Genomic DNA, 21,617 nt, shown 5'->3' with positions numbered 1-21,617 from the left:
GCACTCACCAATATTAGTTAGACACTGACTATATAGTTTACTTATGAAAACGACAAGTTTACTCAATATTTGCCAATATGTCAGAAAAAAACTAAGTTTTTACGGGATCTTTTTGTGATCATTTTTCGTTATTTATTAAAAGAAGTCGCCAAAACACAATTAGCTGTATTTTTTGTGTTGATGACTATTTTTATCAGTCAAAAGTTTGTCCGTGTATTAGGGGATGCTTCAGAAGGCAGTATTCCAGGGCAACTAGTGATGACTTTTATCGCCTTAAAAATACCAGATCTTGCAGGGTTTATTCTACCGCTGAGCCTATTCTTAGGGGTTTTACTTGCTTATGGCCGCATTTATGCGGACAGTGAAATGACCGTACTACACGCCTGTGGTGTCAGTGAGTGGTATGTTGTGCGCGTGACTTTAGTGTTGGCGGTTATTACCGCTATTCTAACTGGAATTTTCACTTTATACCTTGCGCCGCTTGCCTCGGAATACCAATATACTGTTAAAGAAGAGCTCGCAGCCGATTCTGGCCTAAGCGCGTTAGTCTCTGGACGATTCCAACAAACAGGAAATCAAGATGCGGTGGTTTTTATTCATGATAAAGACCGAGAAACTAATAGTTTTAATAAGGTATTTGTAGCGCAGTTACCTAAAGCGGGTAATGCCGAGGCAAGTATTATCAATTCCAGTTTAGTGTACGCTAAAACCGGCAAGGTTTTTGAGGATGAGCAGGGCTCACAGCAACTCGTATTAGGTGATGGTATTCGTTACCACAGAGATATTGATAGTAAAGAATTTCAATCTGTTGCGTTCGACAAATATTATATACAGATTAAAGATCAGGAAGTTGAACATCAACACCGTAAATTAAGCGCGTTAACTACACTGGAGCTGTATAACAATATCCCCCCTGAATTAGATTCAGCTTACCGGGCTACTATTCAATGGCGAATCGCCTTTCCTTTACTTTGCATCATTTTAGTTTTTATAGCCGTGCCGTTAAGTGTTGTTAACCCTAGGCAGGGGAAATTTGGTAAATTGTTGCCCGCCTTAATGTTATTTTTAGGCTATTTATTATTATTAACGTCAATGCGATCAGCAATTGAAAAGAATGCTATTCCAAGTGTTGTTGGCTTGTGGCCCATACATATCAGTGCTTTATTTATCGGGGTCATGTTGTTAATGAAAGAGCGTAGTAGTGGTCGAATTCTCAAAGCCAAATTTCCAATGCTTAAACGTAAATCGGCTCGAAAAACCAGTCAAGCAAAGGAAAGCTAATGCGAATTCTTGATTTATATATTGGTCGCGTGATTGCATCGACAACTTTTGTTACCTTAGCTGTTTTTATTAGTGTCAGTGGCATTATTAAATTTGTTGAACAAATGCGTGCTATCGGACGAGGTAATTACGATTTAGCACATGCCGCATTATATGTACTCTACTATGTGCCACGTGATGTCGAAGTATTCTTTCCTATGTCCGCGCTTATTGGCGGTTTAATTGGTATCGGCATGTTAGCGAGTAACAGTGAACTCATTGTGATGCAAGCCGCGGGTTTATCACGTTTAGATATTATTAAGTCAGTCATGAAAACCGCAGTGCTGTTGATTGTTGTTAGTATGGCTATTGGTGAGTGGTTAGCGCCAAGTGGTGAAGCTAAAGCGCGTCAAATTCGCGCGCAAGCAATTTCGGGTGGTAGTTTAATTGCCTCAAAGAATGGTGTATGGGCTAAAGACGGAGATTATTTTGTTAACATTGGTGAAGTGTTGGACAAAGGAAAGTTAAAGAAAATACAAGTTTATGGTTTTAATGAAGAGTTAAAAATTGATAGTTGGCTGTCTGCAAAAAGTGCAATTTATCAAGAAAATAGCTGGTTACTTACCGATGTTGAGGAATTTGTCTTAACTGATAACGAAATTATTACTACCAATCATGAAAAGAAAATCTGGAACTCGTCGTTAACACCGAAAAAACTTGGCGTAGTAACCGTTACGCCGGAGTCACTTTCTTTGCGGGGTTTGATTGATTACTTAGATTATTTAGAAGCCAATGAACAAGATCCTAGTCGTTACGAACTCGCTTTTTGGCGAAAGATCATGCAGCCATTAACTGTTGCCGTTATGCTCTTAGTCGCCTTATCGTTTATTTTTGGTCCATTACGCTCAGTCTCTATGGGCGCACGTATTATGATGGGGGTATTTACCGGGATTTTATTTTTTATCTCTAACGAGGTACTGGGTTCATTAAGCTTAGTTTATCAACTACCTCCGGTACTCGGGGCAATGATGCCAAGCCTGGTCTTTGTAAGCGTTGCTTGGTACATTATTGGCAAGAAAGGCGCATAAAGACTTTAGTCAGCGAATAGAAAATAATCTTAATCTATCCCAAAAAAAACGCTATTCATGAAATGAATAGCGTTTTTTTATCGTTTTTTTGATTCTCACTAACGCTATAAGCGGCCTCTATTGGCTTCTAGTGAAAGTACCACCACTTCAGTATTTGTTAGCCTGTCTTGTAGGCTCAACTTATTCTTTCTATCGATAAGTACAATCAAACTGCCTAAACCAAGTAGTGTTGGCACTAAACGTTTAATGGCCGACATTTTACTTATTAATGAACCGTCTGTATTTTGTACGCGTAATCGCCACGCCCTCATACCTAATGTTTGACCTTTTTTAGCCCAAAAATAAACGAAAAATATGCAAACCCACGCTACACACCAACTATTAAAAGCAATTTTGTAAGCAATATGTGAAGCATTCCAATCAATGCCAAAACCACTGCGTGTGATAGCTATTAACTCTGCCGCGTCTAAGGCGACAAAAAGTGCCACACAGATATAACCTGAAAGCATAAAGATAGCGATAACAATAAGTGAATCATAAATCCATGAGCCAAAGCGACGTCGAAAGCCTGCGCGAGGGAAAGTTGGGGGTGTTGTTTCTGTCATGTTGTCGTCTTTATGTTGTGCTTTAATCAGCGGGGCGGGATAACATTTATACAAGGCAGTTTAACAAAATTTTTCTTAATTGAGTATCCCTGTTAGTTATCGTAAAATGGCAAAACACACAAAGCATTGTAAAAGTTGTGTGTTTGCGGGCTTTGATTAAGGGACAATATTAACTAAATGGCTCCCCTCCTTCCAGCGTACAGCAATACCTATTGAGCGTAGTTCAGCAACGAACTTAACCTCATTATTTATTTTAATTTATTATTCTTTGGCTTGTTATGTTAACGGCCACTTATGCACAGGTGTGTTTTAATGCGTTTTATATTTCTGCTTATCAGTTTGTTTTTTACTCTTACGGCAAGTGCTAATGAGGCAATGAAGTATTATGAGCAAGCCTTAAATCACTTGCATGCAGGCAAGCTTTCAGCTGCTGAAATAGCAGTTAAAAATAGCTTAAAGCTTGACCTTAACTATTTGCCCGCACGTTTATTGTTAGGCAAGGTGCTATTACAAACAGGAAAATACCAAGCCGCTGAAAAAGAGTTTGAACAATCTTTGCAACTTCATGCGGATTCTTTTGCTGTGGTTATCTCTCTGGTCGAAGTAAAGTTATTACTTAATAAAAGCCAACAAGCGTTAGAGTTATTAGCGAATCACCCACAGCTGAAAAGTGAATCAAAATATCATTATTTTCAGGCCAATGCTTATAAAGCACTGACACAATACAAGCAGTCATTGTCAGCATATCAATTAGCTATTGTAATGGAGCCTGATTCAGCTGAAATTCATACCGCACTAGCGGACTTATGGTATAAGCAAGAAAGTATTATCAGTGCGCAAAAAGAGATACAGCAAGCATTATCGTTAGACAGTAATTATGTGCCGGCGTTGCTATTAAGTAGTGAAATAAATAAAAGTTTAGAGCAATATGAGCAAGCTGCTCAGGCCATTAAGCAAGTACTTACGATAGATAAAACGAATAAGCAGGCAATGTTTGCTAAAGCTGGCTTATTGCTCAGTCAAAATAAATTACCAGCAGCTCTAGCCATCGCCCTTAAACTTAGGGAGTTAGCACCAAACGATCCTTACGCAAAACTGTTGCATTCATCCATTGTCGCGCAGCAAGGAAAAAGTAAACAGTCGCGTCGTCTTTTAACAGATATTAGACAACAATTATCCGGTGTTTCAGAGCGTAACCAAGAAGATCAGCAAGTCTTATTATTATCAGCAACCGTTGACTTTGTTAACACGAATAACTTATCAGCGAGAAATAAATTTTCGCGTTATATCGAGCTATATGGCGAAAACTCAAATGCACGCCGCTATTTAGCTATTTTATCTTTTAGAGCCCAGAAATTTGAAAAAGCACAACAACATATCGAAAAAGCCTTAGCGTTAAATACCTACAATGTTGACCTTTACATACTGGCCGCTGAGATCTATCGTCAAGGGGATTTAAAAAGTAAGCAGCTGGCTATTTTAGCGAAAGCCCATGGTAATTTTTCGAGTAATGAAAAGGTGAGGCAGCATTATGTTGCTAGTCTATTAGACCATGAGCTGTTTGATGAAGCATTGGCTGTGTTGGATAAAACCAACCCAAATACCAGTTTGCAAAATAAGACTATTTTAGCTTTCATGCAATTAAAAAGTGGTTTGTATGAACAAGCTAAAATTACCACACAAGCATTGCTCGATGAATATCCAGGCAAAGTGGAAGTACTGCAATTAGCTGCTGAACTAACGCTTAAAACTGAGGAAGATCGCCAAAAAGCGGTTTACTTTTTGGAAGAAGCACTTGTGTTAGAAGACAGTTTCACACCTGCACTAACGGCATTAGCGGGAATTTACTTGCAGCAAGGTAATTTAATAAAAGTAGAGCAGTATTATAAGAAGTTACTCACTATTAATGCTACCGACGCATTAACATTACAGCTGTATGCTGATTTAGCCATTAAACAGGACCGATTAGTATTGGCAATGAAATTGCTCGAACCTTTGGCTAATAACAATGATTATCGCAACGGTAGAGCATTGATAAATTTATATATTGTTACTAAGCAAGCTGATCTAGCACTTACTCTAATCAAACAGCTTGAAAAAGAGTACCCGTTAGATGAAGCACTATTGCTGAGTAAAAGTCGTATTCAGGCGCAGCTTGGTCAAGATGCTTTAGCGATGCGAACGTTAAAAATATTATATGGTTTGATTTACGATGACAGTGATAAGTTGGCGACGTTAGCGCATGCGCAGTTGGATATTCTTGATGTGGTTTCAGCGAATAAAAGTATCGATCGGATTAAAAAATTAGAAGCGGCACAAGTACCGGAATACCTGCAAGCACGTTATTACTTTATGGACAAAGAGCCTACTAGATCGCTGAAACTTATTGATAGTGCACTAAACGAATACCCGGATAATCGTGTTTGGTTAACCTTAAAAGTACGCGTGTTAATCTCTCAGCAAAAGTTGAGTGACGCAACCACAATTTTGAGTAACTTATACAAAAAGCAAAAAAATCGTAACGATATGCAAATGTTAGCACAATTGTATGGCCAACAATTACAGATGGAACCGTTGATAAGTTTACTAAAGGGTTGGATTAAACAGTCGCCAAATGACGACTGGGCACGAGCACAATTAAGTGCGGTGGCTTTGAGCGAAGGAAATCAACAATTAGCAATTGACGTCTTGGAGCAATCGCCAACGTTAGATGAAAATCCTATCTTTTTAAATAACTTAGCACACTACTTTTTAGACATTCATTTTCAACAAAAAGAGGCTGGCATTAGCACTGCTGCCTCTTATGATAAAACATTAACTAAAGCGTTAACCTATGCTAAAACAGCGTATAAGTTAGCTCCTAATATAGCGGCTATTAACGACACCCTTGGTTGGATTTATGTACATAAAGATCAAGTAAACAATGGCTTAAGTTTATTGCGAGAAGCGAGCGCTCGCGATGCCACTAGCGGCGAAATTTATTATCATTTAGCCTACGCGCTAGCAGAACTGAACAATATTCAACAAGCTAAGTCAGCACTGGCTAAAGCAATCACACTGGCACCTGCGCATACTTTGCGTTCTTCGGTGACCGCCAAGGTTAACAACTAAAACTGTAAACACATTGTTATCATATCGTTATATTAAATATTCATGAGTACTGATGAAATAATATAACGAGACAATGACAGCGGTGTCATTTTGTAACTGATTAGTATATAATCTGCGCAAATTTACACCGTCTGTTGCTAAATGGCGACAGAGGTATTGAACAAAGACAAGGAATAGTATGCGTAATCTCTTTTTATCAGCAAGTATTATCATTTCAGTTGCACTTGTAGCAACGTCTGTATCAGCTGTTGAGATCGACTTAGGTGCGGCAAGCAAATACAATGCTTTCATTAAAAATGACTTCACCGTTAATGGCTCTGATACACAAGGACGTATTGCTGTAGGCGGTAACTTTACTGTTGATGGTGGCTATGATATTGGCGAAAAAATAGATGCCTTTGGCATGGGTGCAGGCCCAAGCCTAGTTGTCGGTGGTAATGTTATTAAAACTGGGCAAGGTAGCTTTAATGTATATGAAGCAGGTCCACACCAATCTCCACACGCAGGTGAGGTGGTGTATGCTGGTACCGCGTATAATAATAATACTGAAATTACCTCAGGCGGCAGTGGTGCATTTGAAGCACAGTTAAGTAAAGTTACTAAAAGTCAATTACCAGTAGATTTTGATAATGCTTTTGCCCATTTAAATACACTATCAAATAACTTGGCGGCAACCACAGCTCACGGTGCCACAAATCACGCAGCTGATTGGGAAGGGGCTCCTACAGGTCCATTAACATTTATGCCAACCACAACCAATAATGATAATGTCTATGTTTTTGATGTAACTCAGGAACAAATTAATGCAGGCACTACTTGGAATGTTACGGGTGTTAGTGATGATGCAACGATTGTTTTTAATATTACCAATGAAAATAATGTTCAAGGTAAGAAATGGGGAAGCAATGCAGATTTTTGTCAAGCAGGTCAAACAGGTTGTGCACAGCTAAACGGCCAAATTGTTAGTGTTAACGGTAATACGTTAAGTCCTGTAAATGAGCAATCATTAACAGGACGTCCAGAACATCAGATTTTATATAACTTTGTTGGCGCGACTCAAGTTGTGCTAAATGGCTCTACTTACGGTTCTGTTTTAGCGCCTGCTGCAGATATTAAGGCAATAACGGGTCATCTTGTTGGTCAAGTGATTGGTAAATCGTGGAGTGTAAAACATAATGTTCAAATTAATTACAACCCATTCACATCAGTGGGTACTGGTCCGGTAGCTGTTCCTACTCCAACCAGTATCTGGTTGTTTTTTCTAGCCATTATGTTGGTTTATGTCAATAGGAAAGTGCTATTAGCAAAACACATTAAAACCTCTAAAAAGCCTGTTACCACGTAATATTTGTAGAGAAATTTTTTCATTAAAAAAGCCAATTTTCTTGTTAAGGGGGCCCTTGTCAAGAAAGTTGGCTTTTTTTTGCTCTATTTTAAATAAACAAACTAAGTATTACTCGCTAACTAGGCTAACTAGGCTAACTTAGCTAGGGCTGAACTGTCACGTGTATCGACAATTTTATAAAAACCACAGTATAGCGCTGGAACTACCGCTAAGGTTAAAATCGTACCAATGCCTAGACCAAAAGCAATAACGTTAGCCATGCCGTAAAACAATGGATCCTTACCAATAATTAAGGGTAATAAGCCCATCACCGTGGTGATCGTTGTCATCGCAATCGGACGTAGTCGTGTTAAACAGGCATCAACCACCGCTTGATAGTCGGATTTTCCTGACTCGGTTTCAATTTTAATTCTATCAATTAATACAATGGCGTTATTGATAATGATGCCCGCTAAACTATATAGCCCTAGCGTAACCATAAAACCAAAAGGTGCTTGCATCAAAAACAGGCCTAATACCGCACCGATAAAAGACAGTGGAATAGTTAAGGTGATCACCGCTGCTTGCCTAAAAGAATTAAATTGCGCTACCAATAATATTAAGATTAAACCTAATACTATCGGCATACTGGCACCTAACGCTTTTTGTGCGGCTTTAGACTCCTTAATCACGCCATCATATTCAATAGTATGATTTAGTGGTAAATCAGCAGCTAAAGCCTGAATTTTAGCATCAATAATGTTCTTAAGGTCTTCAGCAGCCACATCAGAATTCCTGGCTTGAATACTAATAGTACGGAACAAATCTTCGTGGTGAATAATCGAAAATTGATTGTACGGGGCTAAATTAGCAACTTGAAATAAAGGTACTGTTTGCCCTGTTTTATTCGAATAAATATTGAGAGTTCTAAGCCTATCTAAGCTCTGACGTTCTGCTTGCTCAGCTCTTAATACCACAGGAATAACATTATCACCTTCACGAAACTCAGTAATTTTCGATCCGGAGAAATAGGCCTCTAACGCTTGGGCAATTTCTTCAGAAGTAAGGCCTGATCGCTTTGCTCTATGTTGATCTATTTGAACATCAATTTTAGTGATCAAGTTTTCCCAATCGGTTCGTATATCCAGGGTATTAGGGACATCGTGTAATACTGCCATTATCTGTTGTGCTTTTTTATAGATAACGTCTTTGTCCGGTCCTTTTACTTGAATTTTAATGGTACTTGAGTCGGATGGTCCTAAAAACATCTTTTTAACACGCGCAGAAACGTTAGGAAAATCATGTTCAATTTGTTCATCAAGTTTTAACACGGTGGCACTAATATCAGTATTGTCTTTAACGTTTAATACCATAAAACCTTTGTTTTGTGCCGGGTCTTCAGGATTAAGGGACATCACAAATCTAGGGCCACTAAAGCCAACATAAGCGGAATAACTATCAATATAATTGAATCGTTCATTATCGTCTAGCCAAGTGAAAATGTCCTTCATTTGGCGATTAGTTTCCGTAGACGAAGTACCATTAGGCAAGTCAATATTGACTAGGATTTGGGTACGGTCTGAATCAGGAAAAAATTGTTTGGCGACATACTTCATTGAGATAATTGAGCCAATAAACAACGCTAACATAGCCGTCATAAACAGTGCTTTATGTTTGAGTAACCAATGTAAAAACGTTTCGTAGTAACGATAGAACTTACCGGGATCCGGCTTTTCAGATTTACTACCTTTAGCCCCTTTATTTTCTGCTTTTTTACTTTTGGGGAGAGTAATAAAGAAATAACATAATAGCGGGGTAACACATAAAGCTAATATCCAACTGGTCAGCAAGGTAATTAAAATAACGAGTGAGATAGAGCGAGTATATTCACCGGCGACATGTTCAGCCAGCATCAATGGTAAGAAAAATAGAATAGTTGTTACTGATGAACTCAGTAACGGGATGGCGAGCTCTTTGCTGCCTTGCAACATAGCATTATAACGATCTACGCCATCTTCTAGTCGACGTTTGAAGTCTTCAGCGATAACAATACCATTATCAACTAATAAACCTAGCGAGATAATAAGCGTCGCTAAACTCATTCGTTCGAGTTTCATGTCACTAAATTGCATTATGCTTAACGTGGTCAACATAACAAAAGGCACGATAGCACCGACAATAAGACCCGTGCGTAAACCTAAAAACAAAATAACAACCACTAATACAATGGCCAAGGTTTGTAATACATTAACAGAAACACCATTAATGGTTTTTTCTACCTGATCAGCTTGATAAGTAGCAATTTCAAGGTTGTAGCCAATAGGTAAACTTGATTCAATTTCATTGATTTTGCTTAATACTCGAGGGGCATATTCTAACAGGTTGTTTTCTGGCAACATCGAGATGGCAAAGAATATGGCAGATTGACCATTTAAGTAGGCGGTTTTATCCGGTGGGTCGATAAAATCTCGGCGTAAAGACACGACATCTTTTAGTGCGATAAAATCTTCAGTATTAGGGATGCTGATATAGGTATCACCAATATCATCTAGGCTATTGAAATTACCTGAGGGTTCAACAATAAAACTGATTGCCCCTGTGTTAATTTGACCACCAGAGCGGACAATATTTTGCTTTTGTAATTCACTGATAAGTGATTGTGGAGAAATACCTAACTGAGCAAGCCTCGCATTAGATGCCTCTAAGAAAATACGCTCTTCTTGTCGGCCTAAAATCTCAATCTTTTTAGTACCCTCTACCCCATATAAAGTATCGCGAATATGCTGGGCAATGTCATACATTTCACCCAGATCAAAACCATCAGCGGTCAGCGCTAAGGTAACAACAGAGACATCACCAAATTCATCGTTAACATAAGGTGTATGTGTACCTGAAGGCATTTTTTTATGGGCAGAAGCTACTTTATTCCGTAGGTTTTGCCAAATATCATCAAGGTTAAAATAACGGTCATAAATTTTAACGTGAATGATAGATATACCGGTAGCGGAGCTAGATTTTATTTCTTTTACTTGCGGTATTTTTCGTATTTCTTCTTCTAATTTTTTAGTGATTAACTGTTCGATTCTATCGGGTGCCATACCTGGAAAAGAGGTACTGACAATCGCTTCACGAATGGTAATGGTTGGATCTTCTTGTGCTGGTAACGTGAAGTAGGCAAAAAGGCCATTAACAAGTAATACAGCGATAATCAAAAATACGCTTTTTCGATACGTAAAAGCCAGTTGAGTAATGTTCATTAATATTCCTAATACCAATTCTATTAAATTTATTCCCAACTCAGAGCTATTATTAGCGAGCTTAGAACAAGTGAAATTGATTAAACATAGTTATTCTATATTTCACCAATTTTATGATGTTATCAGTTTGCTAATAAGCTCCCGAAGGGCGAGTACCTAATGAAAGGTAAAGGCTTATTTGCTGCGTTATTGATTTTGATAAGGACGCTACACGGATGTAGCTTCTTAGAGAATGCAGGAGCATATTCTCCTGAGTAACCATTCTCTTCAATCAAAGCCTTGCCCCTATGCCTTTTAATTCTCGCTGAGTGGGAAATAACTTAATAGACTTGGTATTGTTTAGTTAAAACGCTGAATGCTGTTATCTATCAAGCTGACTTGCTGTCCATCACGCAAGAAAGCAACACCGGCTGTCGCAATAATATCGTCTGGTTTTAAGCCTGATGATATGAACACTTCATTTTTGAAAATGTTCTCTGTCTGTACTTGAGTTTTAGTCACTTGCTGTGTTTCAGGGTTATATACAAAAACATACGCTTTTTGCTCTAATCCAGCGCTTAGTGCCGTTGCAGGAATACGAAAAACATCCCCTTTATGACCAGTTCTACCAGTACCAGAAAAAGAAAACGCCACTTCTGCTGTCATGCCTGCACGCAGTAATGGATTATCACCTTGCAATACGGCAGTTACCGGGAAGGCATTGGCAAACTCAGCGCGAGTACCTATTTCTGTAATTTGGCCTTGCATAGTTAACTGAGGTAAAACCGGAAAATTAATAGGCAGAATAGTATGTAACCTTAATTCACGAATGAGGGTTTCAGGTACTAGGATATGAACCTCTAAGCCGTGATTACCTTCAATCTCAAAGAGGGATTCACCGGGTGATATTTGTTGAGAAGGTTCAAATAAACGTTTGGTAATAATGCCGTCATAGGGTGCTAATAAAATACTGTCTTGTAAGTTTTTACTGGAAATATCCAATTGCGCTTGAGCAACATCGGCAGCACTCTTACTTGCATCATATGTGGCCTTAGCATTATCAAAGCCCGATTGTGATACTACGCCTTGCTTAAGTAACTTTTCATAACGGTTATAACTATTTCGGGCATCAACTAATGTTGCTTTCGCTTGTTGGTATTGTGCTTTTGCAGACTGAAGCCCTAAGTTGAAGTTACGCTGATTTAAGCGGGCAAGCTCTTGCCCTTTAACTACCTCATTACCCAAATTTACTTCAATGCTCTGAATTTTACCTTGTACTTCAAAGCTAAGCTTTGTTGCTTCAACGGGGGCAACAATACCAGACAAAGTACGGATTTGTTCAAAAGGAGATATTGCTACCTTTGTCCACATTATCGGACGAATTGGTTTAGTAATTTCTTTAGCTGGTTCATTACACCCAACGAGTAATAGGGTAATAAATGTGAATAAGATTGCGCGCATACATGTTCCTTCAAATTCTTTTGGCTAGCCAAAAGTGCAGGGGTATCCCTATGAGTAAAGTTCATTTTGACTGAACTGTACAATTGGTACTACTCAGTACCGCATATTTTGGTACTATGTAGTACCAAAGTCAACAATATAATTACAATGACGGCAATTTCAAATGGTTAAAGACAGCACTTTAGAACTAACGAAACTCAGCCCAAGAGGCCTTTTGATATTAGATGCAGCACAAGATCTGTTTTATTCTCAAGGATTTGATGAAACATCTTTAGCAATGATCATTAATGAAGCCGGTGGTTCAAGACGTTCTATCTATAATGAGTTTAGTAATAAACGAGGCTTATTGATGGCCGTTGTTCAAAGACAAGTTAAAGTGCAGTCTGAAATTCTGACTTCGATAAATCGAGAGCTAGATGCAAAGCAAGCACTTAACCAAGTGTGCTTCAAGTTTGTAAAAGGCATGTTGTCAGCAGATTTGATGTCACTGTTTCGTTTAGTCGTACAACAAGTAGTGAAATTCCCTGAGCTTGGTGAAATGATTTATCAAAAAGGGCCTATGGCCGGCGTCTTACCTTTAGTGGATTATTTATCATGGCTAACTGAGACGAAAGTATTAAAAATTGAAAACTGCCACTTTAGTGCGCAAATGCTTATTGAAATGGCGAAAGGACCATTACATACTCGTAGCTTATTACTGCCGAATAAAAAATTTAGCGATGAGGAAATTATGAGTCAAGTAACCAAGGCTGTTGATCTCTTCTTAAATGCACACAGAAAGTAAGACGATTGCACAAATAAACGACACTTGATGCCTAAGGACAGTGAACAGGTGAAAAACTTGTTGCTTACTGCAAAAAGTTTCGTATAATGCCACCCACTGAAGCTTATAGCTAAAGTTAACGTGTCACCAAGTTGGTGAGTACGGCGGATTTAAAATCCTTTGCATTAAAAGCATAAATTTTACGTTGTAGAAAACAATACCAGCGTGATGAAAATAGTGTCTACGAGTAGTAATAACTACCGTATTTACAAGTAGTCGTTGAGTATAAAAATATTTAAGTTAAAAGTTGATGTATAAACTCTTAACAGAAAAAGTTTAAGCCGCAGTGGTGGAATTGGTAGACACGTCGGATTCAAAATCCGATTTCGAAAGAAGTGACGGTTCAAGTCCGTCTTGCGGTACCATATAAAGAAAGCCCTGATTCGAAAGAATCGGGGCTTTTTTATGTCTGAAAGATAATGTTAAAATAGATTAGTTATCAGCGGTATTAAAAAGGTTTTTACATGGCAGCTACAGCGTACGCACTTCACATCTTAGTGAAGCACAAAGAAATTGCAGAAGATATTATTAAGCAGTTAGGTAAAGGTGCTAAGTTTCAAACATTAGCTAAAAAATATTCGTCATGTCCATCGGGTAAAAAGGGCGGAGATTTAGGCGAGTTTAAACGAGGTGAAATGGTACCTCAGTTTGATAAAATAGCCTTTAAAGGTGCACTATTAGAGCCTCACCTAGTAAAAACAAAATTTGGTTGGCATGTCATTAAAGTGCTTTACCGGACTTAATTTATAACGAGTTTTTTAATAAATATCTATAATAAAAAAACCGACAATTAACGTCGGTTTTTTATGTAGTAAACTTGATTGAATTACATGTTTACTTACCTATTTAGTTGATTTGCAACGCTTGTATTAATGGCGAATATTACGGTCTTCACCATCATTGAAAAAAGCGACTTGCTCTAATAGCGCTTGTGCTTGTTCTTCCATTGATTTGCTCGATGCTGATGCTTCCTCAACTAATGCAGCATTTTGTTGAGTCATTTCATCCATTTGACTCACCGCTGAGCTGACTTCGCCAATACCAGCTGACTGTTCTTTTCCTGCGCCATCAATATCGGCGATCATTTTACTGACCTCTTCAATTGCACTAAATAACTCACTAAAGGTTGCTTTGGTTTCATCAACTAACTTAGTGCCTTGTCCTACGGCCTCTACACTATCATTAATAAGACCTTTTATTTCTTTAGCTGCGCCCGCAGAACGTTGTGCTAAATTACGTACTTCAGCAGCAACCACTGCGAATCCTCTGCCTTGCTCACCAGCACGTGCTGCTTCTACTGCGGCATTAAGCGCTAATAAGTTTGTTTGAAAAGCAATTTCATCAATAACACTGATAATGTCTGCAATTTTTTTACTCGATCTATTAATGTCCCCCATCGCCATAATGGTATTATCAACTACACTTCCACCATCGCTAGCTTTCTCCATAACAGAGGAAGATAAAGCGCTTGCTTTAGACGTGTTTTCAGCATTTTGCTGAACGGTACTGGTTAATTCTTCCATCGCTGATGCGGTTTCTTCAAGGCTTGATGCTTGTGATTCAGTTCTATGGCTGAGTTCGTTATTTCCTTCAGCAAGCTCTCTTGCCGAGTCAAAAACATTGGTTGATGTATTACGAATATCCATCACCATGTCTCTTAATATATTAATAAATTCATTCATGGAGTTACCGATAACTTTAAATTCTCCGACTAATTCACTATCGATGTTTTGAGTAAGATCACCTTCTGACATAGCTAATAATAGATTTCTTATTTCAGTAATGGCTTTTTTTCTTGCGGTAATATCAGTGGCATACTTAACTACTTTAAAGGGCTTGCCATTTAAATCTAAAATCGGGTTGTACGACGCTTGTATCCAAACTTCTTTGCCACCTTTGCCAACGCGTAAGTATTCATTAACGTCATATTCACCACGATTAAGTTTTTGCCAAAATTCCTTGTATTCGTTACTGGCTTTATATGATGATTCAACAAATAAACTGTGATGCTTATTTTTTATTTCATCCAATCGATAACCTAATGCGTTTAAGAAATTATCGTTAGCGGTAATAATAGTACCGTCCATATTAAACTCAATGACCGCTTGTGCTTTACTTATGGCGTCAATTTGACCACTTGAGTCAGCGTTAAGTAATTTTTGCTGGGTAACATCTGAAGCAAATTTAACGACTTTAAAAGGATTACCGTTTAAATCCATAATGGGGTTATAGGACGCTTGAATCCAGACTTCTTTGCCGCCTTTACCAAGACGTTTATATTCTTGGCTTTCAAATTCACCACGATTAAGTTTTGCCCAAAACTCTTTATATTCGTTGCTGGCTTTATAAGCAGGTTCAACAAATAGGCTGTGATGCTGCCCTTGAATTTCGTTCAAGCTATAACCGAGTGTTACTAAGAAGTTTTCATTGGCGGTAATAATAGTACCGTCCATCTTAAACTCGATAACCGCTTGTGCTTTGCTTATCGCCTCTATTTGACCATTTGAATCCGCATTTAATAGTTTTTGTTCGGTTACATCGCTGGCAAATTTTACCACTTTAAAGGGGTTGCCGTTTAAATCCATAATGGGATTATAGGACGCTTGAATCCAGACTTCTTTGCCGCCTTTACCAAGACGTTTATACTCTTGGTTTTCAAATTCACCACGATTAAGTTTTTCCCAAAACTCTTTGTATTCGTTACTGGCTTTATAGGCCGGTTCAACAAATAAACTGTGATGTTTCCCTTGGATTTCTTCAAGGGTATAACCTAGGGTACTTAAGAAGTTTTCATTGGCGGTAATAATAGTACCGTCCATATTAAACTCGATGACCGCTTGTGCTTTACTTATGGCCTCTATTTGACCACTTGAGTCAGCGTTAAATAATTTTTGTTGGGTAACATCTGAAGCAAATTTAACGACTTTATAAGGTTTGCCGTTTAAATCAATAATGGGGTTGTAGGAGGCTTGAATCCAGACTTCTTTGCCGCCTTTACCAAGACGTTTATATTCTTGGCTTTCAAATTCACCACGATTAAGTTTTGCCCAAAACTCTTTGTATTCGTTACTGGCTTTATAGGCCGGTTCAACAAATAAACTGTGATGTTTCCCTTGGATTTCTTCAAGGGTATAACCTAGGGTACTTAAGAAGTTTTCATTGGCGGTAATAATCGTACCGTCCATATTAAACTCGATGACCGCTTGTGCTTTACTAATAGCATCAAATTTTGCTTTTAACTCTAAAAGTTCTGCATTTTCGTTTAGTGCGACATTTGTAGCAACATTCATAATTCAACCTATTGTCTGAATGTAAATACCCATCGTTAGTGAATGATATTTTAAGCTGAGCATCGCTATAGAGTTCCTGAAGCAGGAAAAATAACGATCATATATCACACAACTATTTGCTTTCCCCTCCTTGAGAAAGCGTATCATTTAGTTTTACTACTTAAAAGATAAGACAAATTCATCAAATCGCAATGGTATTTTAATTTTATTTTTTTATTGGTTAACTTGGTTTGTTGGTAATTTATTCAACATAAAGTTTGCAGATGAATTCAAGAAATAATGGGTCTATGTTCTATTTCTTGTCTGTTTTTGTCCATTAACAATTACCTATAGTTAAATAGCTTTACCGACATCAGCATAACTAATAGTATGAATGTTCTAGGTCTTTTAGGTGCACATTGTTGTTAATGCGTTATTGTTGTTAACAGGTATCAGTTCACTTTAATTATTTATGATGAATTCATATCAATTTAATACAGCATAGGTTTAATGAGAAAACTACCATGATGAATGCCTTTAACATCCTTAATAAGCTAAGTCGGCGCCTATTGTCTTATATTTTATTGTGCAGTATTTTCTTCTCAATATGTTCGACACTAATTCAATTATATAATTCTTTTCAAAATGATTTGAGATTGTTAGATCAACGTTTTGATAATATTGAGCAAAGCTATATCCCTTCAATTGCTACGAGTTTATGGGACTTTAATGAGCCTCTTCTTGCTGTGCAGTTACAAGGGATTGTTGATTTACCTGATGTCCGCTTAGTTAAAATATCTAATGATTTTGATTATCAGCGTCAGTTGGGTCAAACTGATGTGAGTGTTGAGAAATTTGTTGAGTACCCCATTACTTATTCAGATAATGTTGTCGGTAAGTTGACTGTTTATGCGAACTATCAAGATATATACCAAAAATTATATCAGCAAGCGGGTTTTATTTTGTTGAGCGAATCAATAAAGATATTCCTGCTAACATTTTTTATTATATTTATTGTTAATCAGCTTATTACCCGGCATTTGTTTTTAATTACTAAATACGCTCAGCAATTTGGTAGCGATAATCTCGAACAAGAGTTAACGCTATCAAATCGTTATAAAACTAAGGATGAATTAGACGATTTAGTTGATGCGATTAATATCATGCGCAGGAACCTAAACAGTGAAATTAGTAAGTTAGAAGATGCTGAAAATGCTTTGTTGGCACTTAATGGTGAGCTAGAAGTAAAGGTGCATGATAGAACCGCTATGCTGGCTAAAAGTAATAATCAATTACAGCAGTCTTTTGATGATTTAACTCTCGCTAAAGATAAAATAGTACAATCAGAAAAAATGGCTTCACTCGGTCAGTTAGTTGCCGGTGTTGCTCATGAGGTTAATACACCACTAGGTATTTGTGTTACTTCCATTTCAGCATTAAAGGAACATGTTGACAGTTTACAAGCAGCTATCAGTAATGAAAAACTTACAAAGTCCTTTCTAGTCAGTAAGTTAAATTTACTCACCGAATATGAACAAATTATTGAACGCAGTTTGATTAAGTCAGTTGACCTTATCCAAAGTTTTAAATCAGTAGCTGTTGAGCAGCACACAGATCCCGAAGTCGATATTAACTTAGCTAATCATGTCAATAATGTTGTTAATACGGTTAAAACAATGTTTAAGACTAAAAACTACAAGATCAACATTGAGGTTGATGAAGAATTGAGTTTGGTGACTTACCCTAGCGCCTGGAATCAAATCTTAACTAACTTTATGGTAAATTCACATGTGCATGGTTTTGAAAATACCAGAGAGGGTGAAATATCTATTCGCTTTACCCAAGAAGACGGCTACCTAACACTGTTATATCAAGATAATGGTAAAGGCATTAGTGATGAAGTTAATAATAAAGTTTTTGAACCTTTTATTACCACCAAGCGCGGTCAAGGTGGCTCTGGCTTAGGCTTGAATATAGTTTTTAACCTTGTTGATGCTAAGTTAGGTGGCACAATAGAGAATATTCAAGTTGATAAAGGTGCATGTTTTAAGGTTACTGTACCGATGCATAATACATAGTCTTTATGAAAGCAATACTAGTAAATAATAATTAGCATTCGATATAATTAATCAATGATAACTGTTCAAGGGAGCTAAACAAAAAGTACAGATATCAACTATTATAGGAAAACAAACACGAAAGTTATAAAGCCATTTATAAGGTAGTGAAATGTTGAAAGTATTTTATATTTTCTTTATCGTATATCTCAGTTTGAGTCTCAGTTTTTTATGTAAAGCTGCTGATATGATTCATTTAAGTACTTTCGAATACCCGCCTGAACATTCAAGATATTTACCTCACCAAGGTGTTGTTAGTCACATTATAGAACTTGCCTTTGCCCAAAGTAATATTAAGGTTAAGTGGCATTATTACCCCATGTCTAGAGCGTTTATGATGGCAAAATCGGGTAGGGTCGATGCGACTGCTTCTTATGGTTATTCTAAAGAGCGTATTGATGGAATGTATATGAGTAATAGCATTATATCTTCAGCGACTTATTTTTATCATTTAAAAACGACAGAGTTCAATTGGCGTGATATCAAAGATTTAGCTGGATTAAAAGTTGGCGTCACCAATAAATTAAACTATGGAGATATTTTTAATAAGGCCATCAAAGAAAATGTATTTATTATTGATAACGCTCAACATGACAATTTGAATTTTAAAAAACTATTGGCTGGGCGTATTGATGTTTTCCCCATGACGTCAGGTATTGCTGAGTACTTACTCATGACAAATTTTCCTAAGGGAACATTAGAAAAAGTAACCTATAACAAAAATCCAATTAGAGTTTATGACTCTTTTATCTTCTTCCCCAAGAGCTTACCTAAAAGTTCATCCTTGTTAGCTAGTTTTAATCAGGGCTTAAAAAAACTTCATAAAAGTGGCCAATACCAACAAATATTATCCAACTATCATAATGGCGATTACTCCACGCCAATAGCGCACAACAATAAGTAATATTTTAGTACTCGACTTAAATTACTCAGACTTAAATTGATTCTATCTCCCCCGAAACACTCGAAAAATAAAACTTATTAGATTGAAAATCATCAATGATTACGCCTGAATTATCGGTGAATAGTAATATAAAACTAACATTGTTATTTTATTTATCAAGCTAACTTACTGTAAATGTTAATTATTGTGTGGTGTTGTCGTTTTTGTTCGAAAAGTTGTCGTTATTTTACTAGGGGCGTTTTTAACAACTGATATTATCGAATTATGCAAGAGGCAGGGAGCCATGCTAAGCAAAATTATATATTAAGTGAAGCATATAAAGGCAGAACGGATAGTTCATCTAAACAGTTAATCAAAACAATAATAATTAGCGTCATTAACAATAAGACGACTTACATTACGATATAGTGGAGTACATATGAAGGTTTCTAAATTTGCAACATCGATAATTGCCCTAGCGGTTACTGCAGCATTTACAGCACAAGCAGCTGACGACAGATATATCATTAAGGTAGATGAAAGTAAGAAAGGCATTGTAAAAGCACTCGCTAAAAAATTAGGCGCTGAATTAAAAGTAGACGGAAATGGTTTCATCGCAGCTTCATTTGCTGGTAAAGATTTAAGCCAAGTTAAAGGTTTATTGAATAACCCACATATTCAAATGATTGAAGAAGATCAGCGACGTATGCCTCTTTCTGTATATAGCGATACGGCAGGCAACCCTATGACTACGCAGCTTACTCCTTATGCTGTTGTTCAATCTCAAGCTGACCAAGTTAGCTTTAACGCTAATGCTGGCATGAAAGTATGTATTATCGATTCAGGTTTAGATCGCTCTAACCCAGATTTCGTATGGAGCAATATCTCTGGTACTAACGACTCTGGTACAGGCAACTGGGATGAAAACGGTGGCCCACATGGTACTCACGTAGCGGGTACTATTGGTGCTGCAGACAATAACATTGGTGTAGTCGGTATGGCACCAGGTGTTGATATGCACATTGTTAAAGTATTTAATGCTGAAGGTTGGGGATATTCTTCGGATTTAGCTGTTGCAGCAGAAGTTTGTGCAGGCGCAGGCGCTAATATTATTAGCATGAGTCTTGGTGGTGGTGGTGCAAACAGCACTGAAGAAAATGCATTTAAAGCCTTTACTGATAATGGTGGTTTAGTTTTAGCCGCTGCAGGTAACGATGGTAACAATGTTCGTTCATTCCCAGCGGGTTACTCTTCAGTAATGATGATTGGTGCTAACGACAATAACAACGCAATTGCTGACTTCTCACAGTTTCCAAGCTGTGACGTAACAACAGGCCGTGGTAAAAAACAAACAACTACAACGGATGAAACTACGTGTGTAGAAGTTACAGCTGGTGGTGTTGATACGTTATCTACTTACCCTGCAGGCATGGCAACGAGTGCTTCAATGAGCGTTGATGGTGCTGCTTTTGCAACATCCGCAATGGAAAACGCGGGTTCAGTATCTGGTAATACTTACAACATGGGAACTGCAGAGTCTACCGACTCAGGCGCAAACGGTTTGATTTGTGTTATAGAACGTGGCGTTATTTCTTTCCATGATAAAGTTTTGAACTGTGAAAATTCAGGTGGCGTTGGTGCAGTGCTTTATAATAACGAACCCGGTATGCTATATGGTACTTTGGGAGACACTAACGCAACTAGTATCCCTGCGGTAGGTGCTTCTCAAGAAGACGGAACAGCGTTATTAGCAGCAAATACAGTTGATATTACTATTGGTACCAGTGACTATGGTTTCATGAGCGGTACTTCAATGGCTACGCCAGCAGTATCAGGTATGGCTGCGCTAATTTGGTCTAACCATAATGGTTGTACAGGTACCGATATTCGTGATGCATTAAAAGCAACGGCTGAAGATAATGGCGCTGCAGGTCACGATGACTACTTTGGTCATGGTATCGTTAAAGCAAAAGCGGCAAGTGATTACCTAACAGCTAACGGTTGTGGTGGCGGTGTTACTCCTCCTCCAGTAGGCGGCGATATTACAGCAGACGCTTCAGCATACCGTGCTAAAGGTAAAAACAAAGTTGACGTAACATGGTCAGGTGCTGCTACTTCTAGTGTAGAGATTTTCCGTAACGGTTCTTTATTAACAACTACGGCAAATGATGGTGCATATACTGATAGCTTTAGAAACTCAGGTACATTCACTTATAAAGTTTGTGACCAAAATAGTGATAATTGTTCAAGTGACGTAACAGTAAACTTCTAATTTGAACTGACTTAAGTACTTGATTTAGTACTCTTCAAGTACTTAATATCCAGCTCATTACATGAGCTGGATATTTTCGTTTAAAGTACTTTCACTTTTAAATACTCTCGATGCAGGGTTAAAATCATTGTGGTCAGGGTGTGTTTAGTTTATGTTTTGTAGTGATGT

The 21,617-nt window shown here is 37.7% G+C and carries 13 protein-coding genes and 1 tRNA gene; 10 read left to right on the top strand and 4 right to left on the bottom strand.

The genetic code is table 11. From position 1 onward, the window contains the following. Positions 1 to 114: 114 nt before the first annotated feature. Entirely contained in the window at positions 115 to 1,281 is a 1,167-nt protein-coding gene (lptF, locus tag CXF85_RS13075; protein ID WP_101229102.1) for an LPS export ABC transporter permease LptF, read from the top strand. Next, positions 1,281 to 2,348, top strand: coding sequence for an LPS export ABC transporter permease LptG (lptG, locus tag CXF85_RS13070; RefSeq protein WP_101229101.1), 1,068 nt, complete (start codon positions 1,281 to 1,283; stop codon positions 2,346 to 2,348). Before lptF ends, lptG begins: the two co-directional genes overlap by 1 nt. A 104-nt stretch (positions 2,349 to 2,452) precedes the next feature. Here lptG and CXF85_RS13065 read toward each other — a convergent pair whose 3' ends face one another. Then, positions 2,453 to 2,953, bottom strand: coding sequence for an RDD family protein (locus tag CXF85_RS13065; protein ID WP_101229100.1), 501 nt, complete (start codon positions 2,951 to 2,953; stop codon positions 2,453 to 2,455). A 312-nt stretch (positions 2,954 to 3,265) separates the two neighbouring features. On the opposite strand from CXF85_RS13065, the gene prsT reads away from it, so the two are divergent. After that, entirely contained in the window at positions 3,266 to 6,064 is a 2,799-nt protein-coding gene (gene prsT / locus CXF85_RS13060; RefSeq protein WP_157829102.1) for an XrtA/PEP-CTERM system TPR-repeat protein PrsT, read from the top strand. A gap of 178 nt (positions 6,065 to 6,242) precedes the next feature. Beyond that, a complete protein-coding gene (locus CXF85_RS13055) occupies positions 6,243 to 7,409 on the top strand; it encodes a choice-of-anchor A family protein (RefSeq protein WP_101229098.1) in 1,167 nt (388 codons plus the stop codon). A gap of 128 nt (positions 7,410 to 7,537) precedes the next feature. On the opposite strand, the gene CXF85_RS13050 is transcribed toward CXF85_RS13055, so the two are convergent. Next, positions 7,538 to 10,645, bottom strand: a complete 3,108-nt coding sequence (locus tag CXF85_RS13050; protein WP_101229097.1) for an efflux RND transporter permease subunit — start codon at positions 10,643 to 10,645, stop codon at positions 7,538 to 7,540. Positions 10,646 to 10,984: 339 nt separating this feature from the next. Further along, complete coding sequence (locus tag CXF85_RS13045; RefSeq protein WP_101229096.1) at positions 10,985 to 12,085, bottom strand: efflux RND transporter periplasmic adaptor subunit; 1,101 nt, start codon at positions 12,083 to 12,085, stop codon at positions 10,985 to 10,987. A gap of 163 nt (positions 12,086 to 12,248) precedes the next feature. On the opposite strand from CXF85_RS13045, the gene CXF85_RS13040 reads away from it, so the two are divergent. From CXF85_RS13040 to CXF85_RS13030, 3 genes are all read left to right on the top strand, one after another. Continuing rightward, on the top strand, positions 12,249 to 12,869 hold the full coding sequence (locus tag CXF85_RS13040) for a TetR/AcrR family transcriptional regulator (RefSeq protein ID WP_101229095.1): 621 nt from the start codon (positions 12,249 to 12,251) through the stop codon (positions 12,867 to 12,869). 319 nt (positions 12,870 to 13,188) lie between these two features. Then, positions 13,189 to 13,273 (top strand) — tRNA-Leu (locus CXF85_RS13035). 99 nt (positions 13,274 to 13,372) lie between these two features. Then, on the top strand, positions 13,373 to 13,651 hold the full coding sequence (locus CXF85_RS13030) for a peptidylprolyl isomerase (protein ID WP_101229094.1): 279 nt from the start codon (positions 13,373 to 13,375) through the stop codon (positions 13,649 to 13,651). Positions 13,652 to 13,777: 126 nt separating this feature from the next. Here CXF85_RS13030 and CXF85_RS13025 read toward each other — a convergent pair whose 3' ends face one another. Then, entirely contained in the window at positions 13,778 to 16,198 is a 2,421-nt protein-coding gene (locus CXF85_RS13025; protein ID WP_101229093.1) for a methyl-accepting chemotaxis protein, read from the bottom strand. 503 nt (positions 16,199 to 16,701) lie between these two features. Between CXF85_RS13025 and CXF85_RS13020 the strand changes: the two genes are divergently transcribed. The 3 genes from CXF85_RS13020 (at position 16,702) to CXF85_RS13010 (ending at position 21,449) form a co-directional block, all read left to right on the top strand. Next, positions 16,702 to 18,255 (top strand): ATP-binding protein, encoded by a 1,554-nt coding sequence (locus CXF85_RS13020; RefSeq protein WP_101229092.1) that lies wholly within the window; start codon positions 16,702 to 16,704, stop codon positions 18,253 to 18,255. A 151-nt stretch (positions 18,256 to 18,406) separates the two neighbouring features. Beyond that, entirely contained in the window at positions 18,407 to 19,198 is a 792-nt protein-coding gene (locus CXF85_RS13015) for a substrate-binding periplasmic protein (RefSeq protein WP_101229091.1), read from the top strand. Positions 19,199 to 19,616: 418 nt separating this feature from the next. Then, the gene (locus tag CXF85_RS13010) at positions 19,617 to 21,449 is read left to right on the top strand and encodes a S8 family serine peptidase (protein WP_101229090.1); all 1,833 of its coding nucleotides are present in this window, start codon (positions 19,617 to 19,619) and stop codon (positions 21,447 to 21,449) included. The last annotated feature ends 168 nt before the right edge of the window (positions 21,450 to 21,617 follow it).

The organism is Colwellia sp. 75C3, from assembly GCF_002836255.1.
In the GTDB taxonomy this organism is placed as follows: Bacteria; Pseudomonadota; Gammaproteobacteria; order Enterobacterales; family Alteromonadaceae; genus Colwellia.
Note: the sequence above shows the minus strand (reverse complement) of the source record. Positions and strands in the feature narration are given on the sequence as shown.

Excerpts from the sequence above, each read along its gene's own strand:
- lptG (WP_101229101.1), top strand. The coding sequence starts at position 1,281 with ATGCGAATTCTTGATTTATATATTGGTCGCGTGATTGCATCGACAACT.
- CXF85_RS13065 (WP_101229100.1), bottom strand. The coding sequence starts at position 2,953 with ATGACAGAAACAACACCCCCAACTTTCCCTCGCGCAGGCTTTCGACGT.
- prsT (WP_157829102.1), top strand. The coding sequence starts at position 3,266 with ATGCGTTTTATATTTCTGCTTATCAGTTTGTTTTTTACTCTTACGGCA.
- CXF85_RS13055 (WP_101229098.1), top strand. The coding sequence starts at position 6,243 with ATGCGTAATCTCTTTTTATCAGCAAGTATTATCATTTCAGTTGCACTT.
- CXF85_RS13050 (WP_101229097.1), bottom strand. The coding sequence starts at position 10,645 with ATGAACATTACTCAACTGGCTTTTACGTATCGAAAAAGCGTATTTTTG.
- CXF85_RS13045 (WP_101229096.1), bottom strand. The coding sequence starts at position 12,085 with ATGCGCGCAATCTTATTCACATTTATTACCCTATTACTCGTTGGGTGT.
- CXF85_RS13040 (WP_101229095.1), top strand. The coding sequence starts at position 12,249 with ATGGTTAAAGACAGCACTTTAGAACTAACGAAACTCAGCCCAAGAGGC.
- CXF85_RS13030 (WP_101229094.1), top strand. The coding sequence starts at position 13,373 with ATGGCAGCTACAGCGTACGCACTTCACATCTTAGTGAAGCACAAAGAA.
- CXF85_RS13025 (WP_101229093.1), bottom strand. The coding sequence starts at position 16,198 with ATGAATGTTGCTACAAATGTCGCACTAAACGAAAATGCAGAACTTTTA.
- CXF85_RS13020 (WP_101229092.1), top strand. The coding sequence starts at position 16,702 with ATGATGAATGCCTTTAACATCCTTAATAAGCTAAGTCGGCGCCTATTG.
- CXF85_RS13015 (WP_101229091.1), top strand. The coding sequence starts at position 18,407 with ATGTTGAAAGTATTTTATATTTTCTTTATCGTATATCTCAGTTTGAGT.
- CXF85_RS13010 (WP_101229090.1), top strand. The coding sequence starts at position 19,617 with ATGAAGGTTTCTAAATTTGCAACATCGATAATTGCCCTAGCGGTTACT.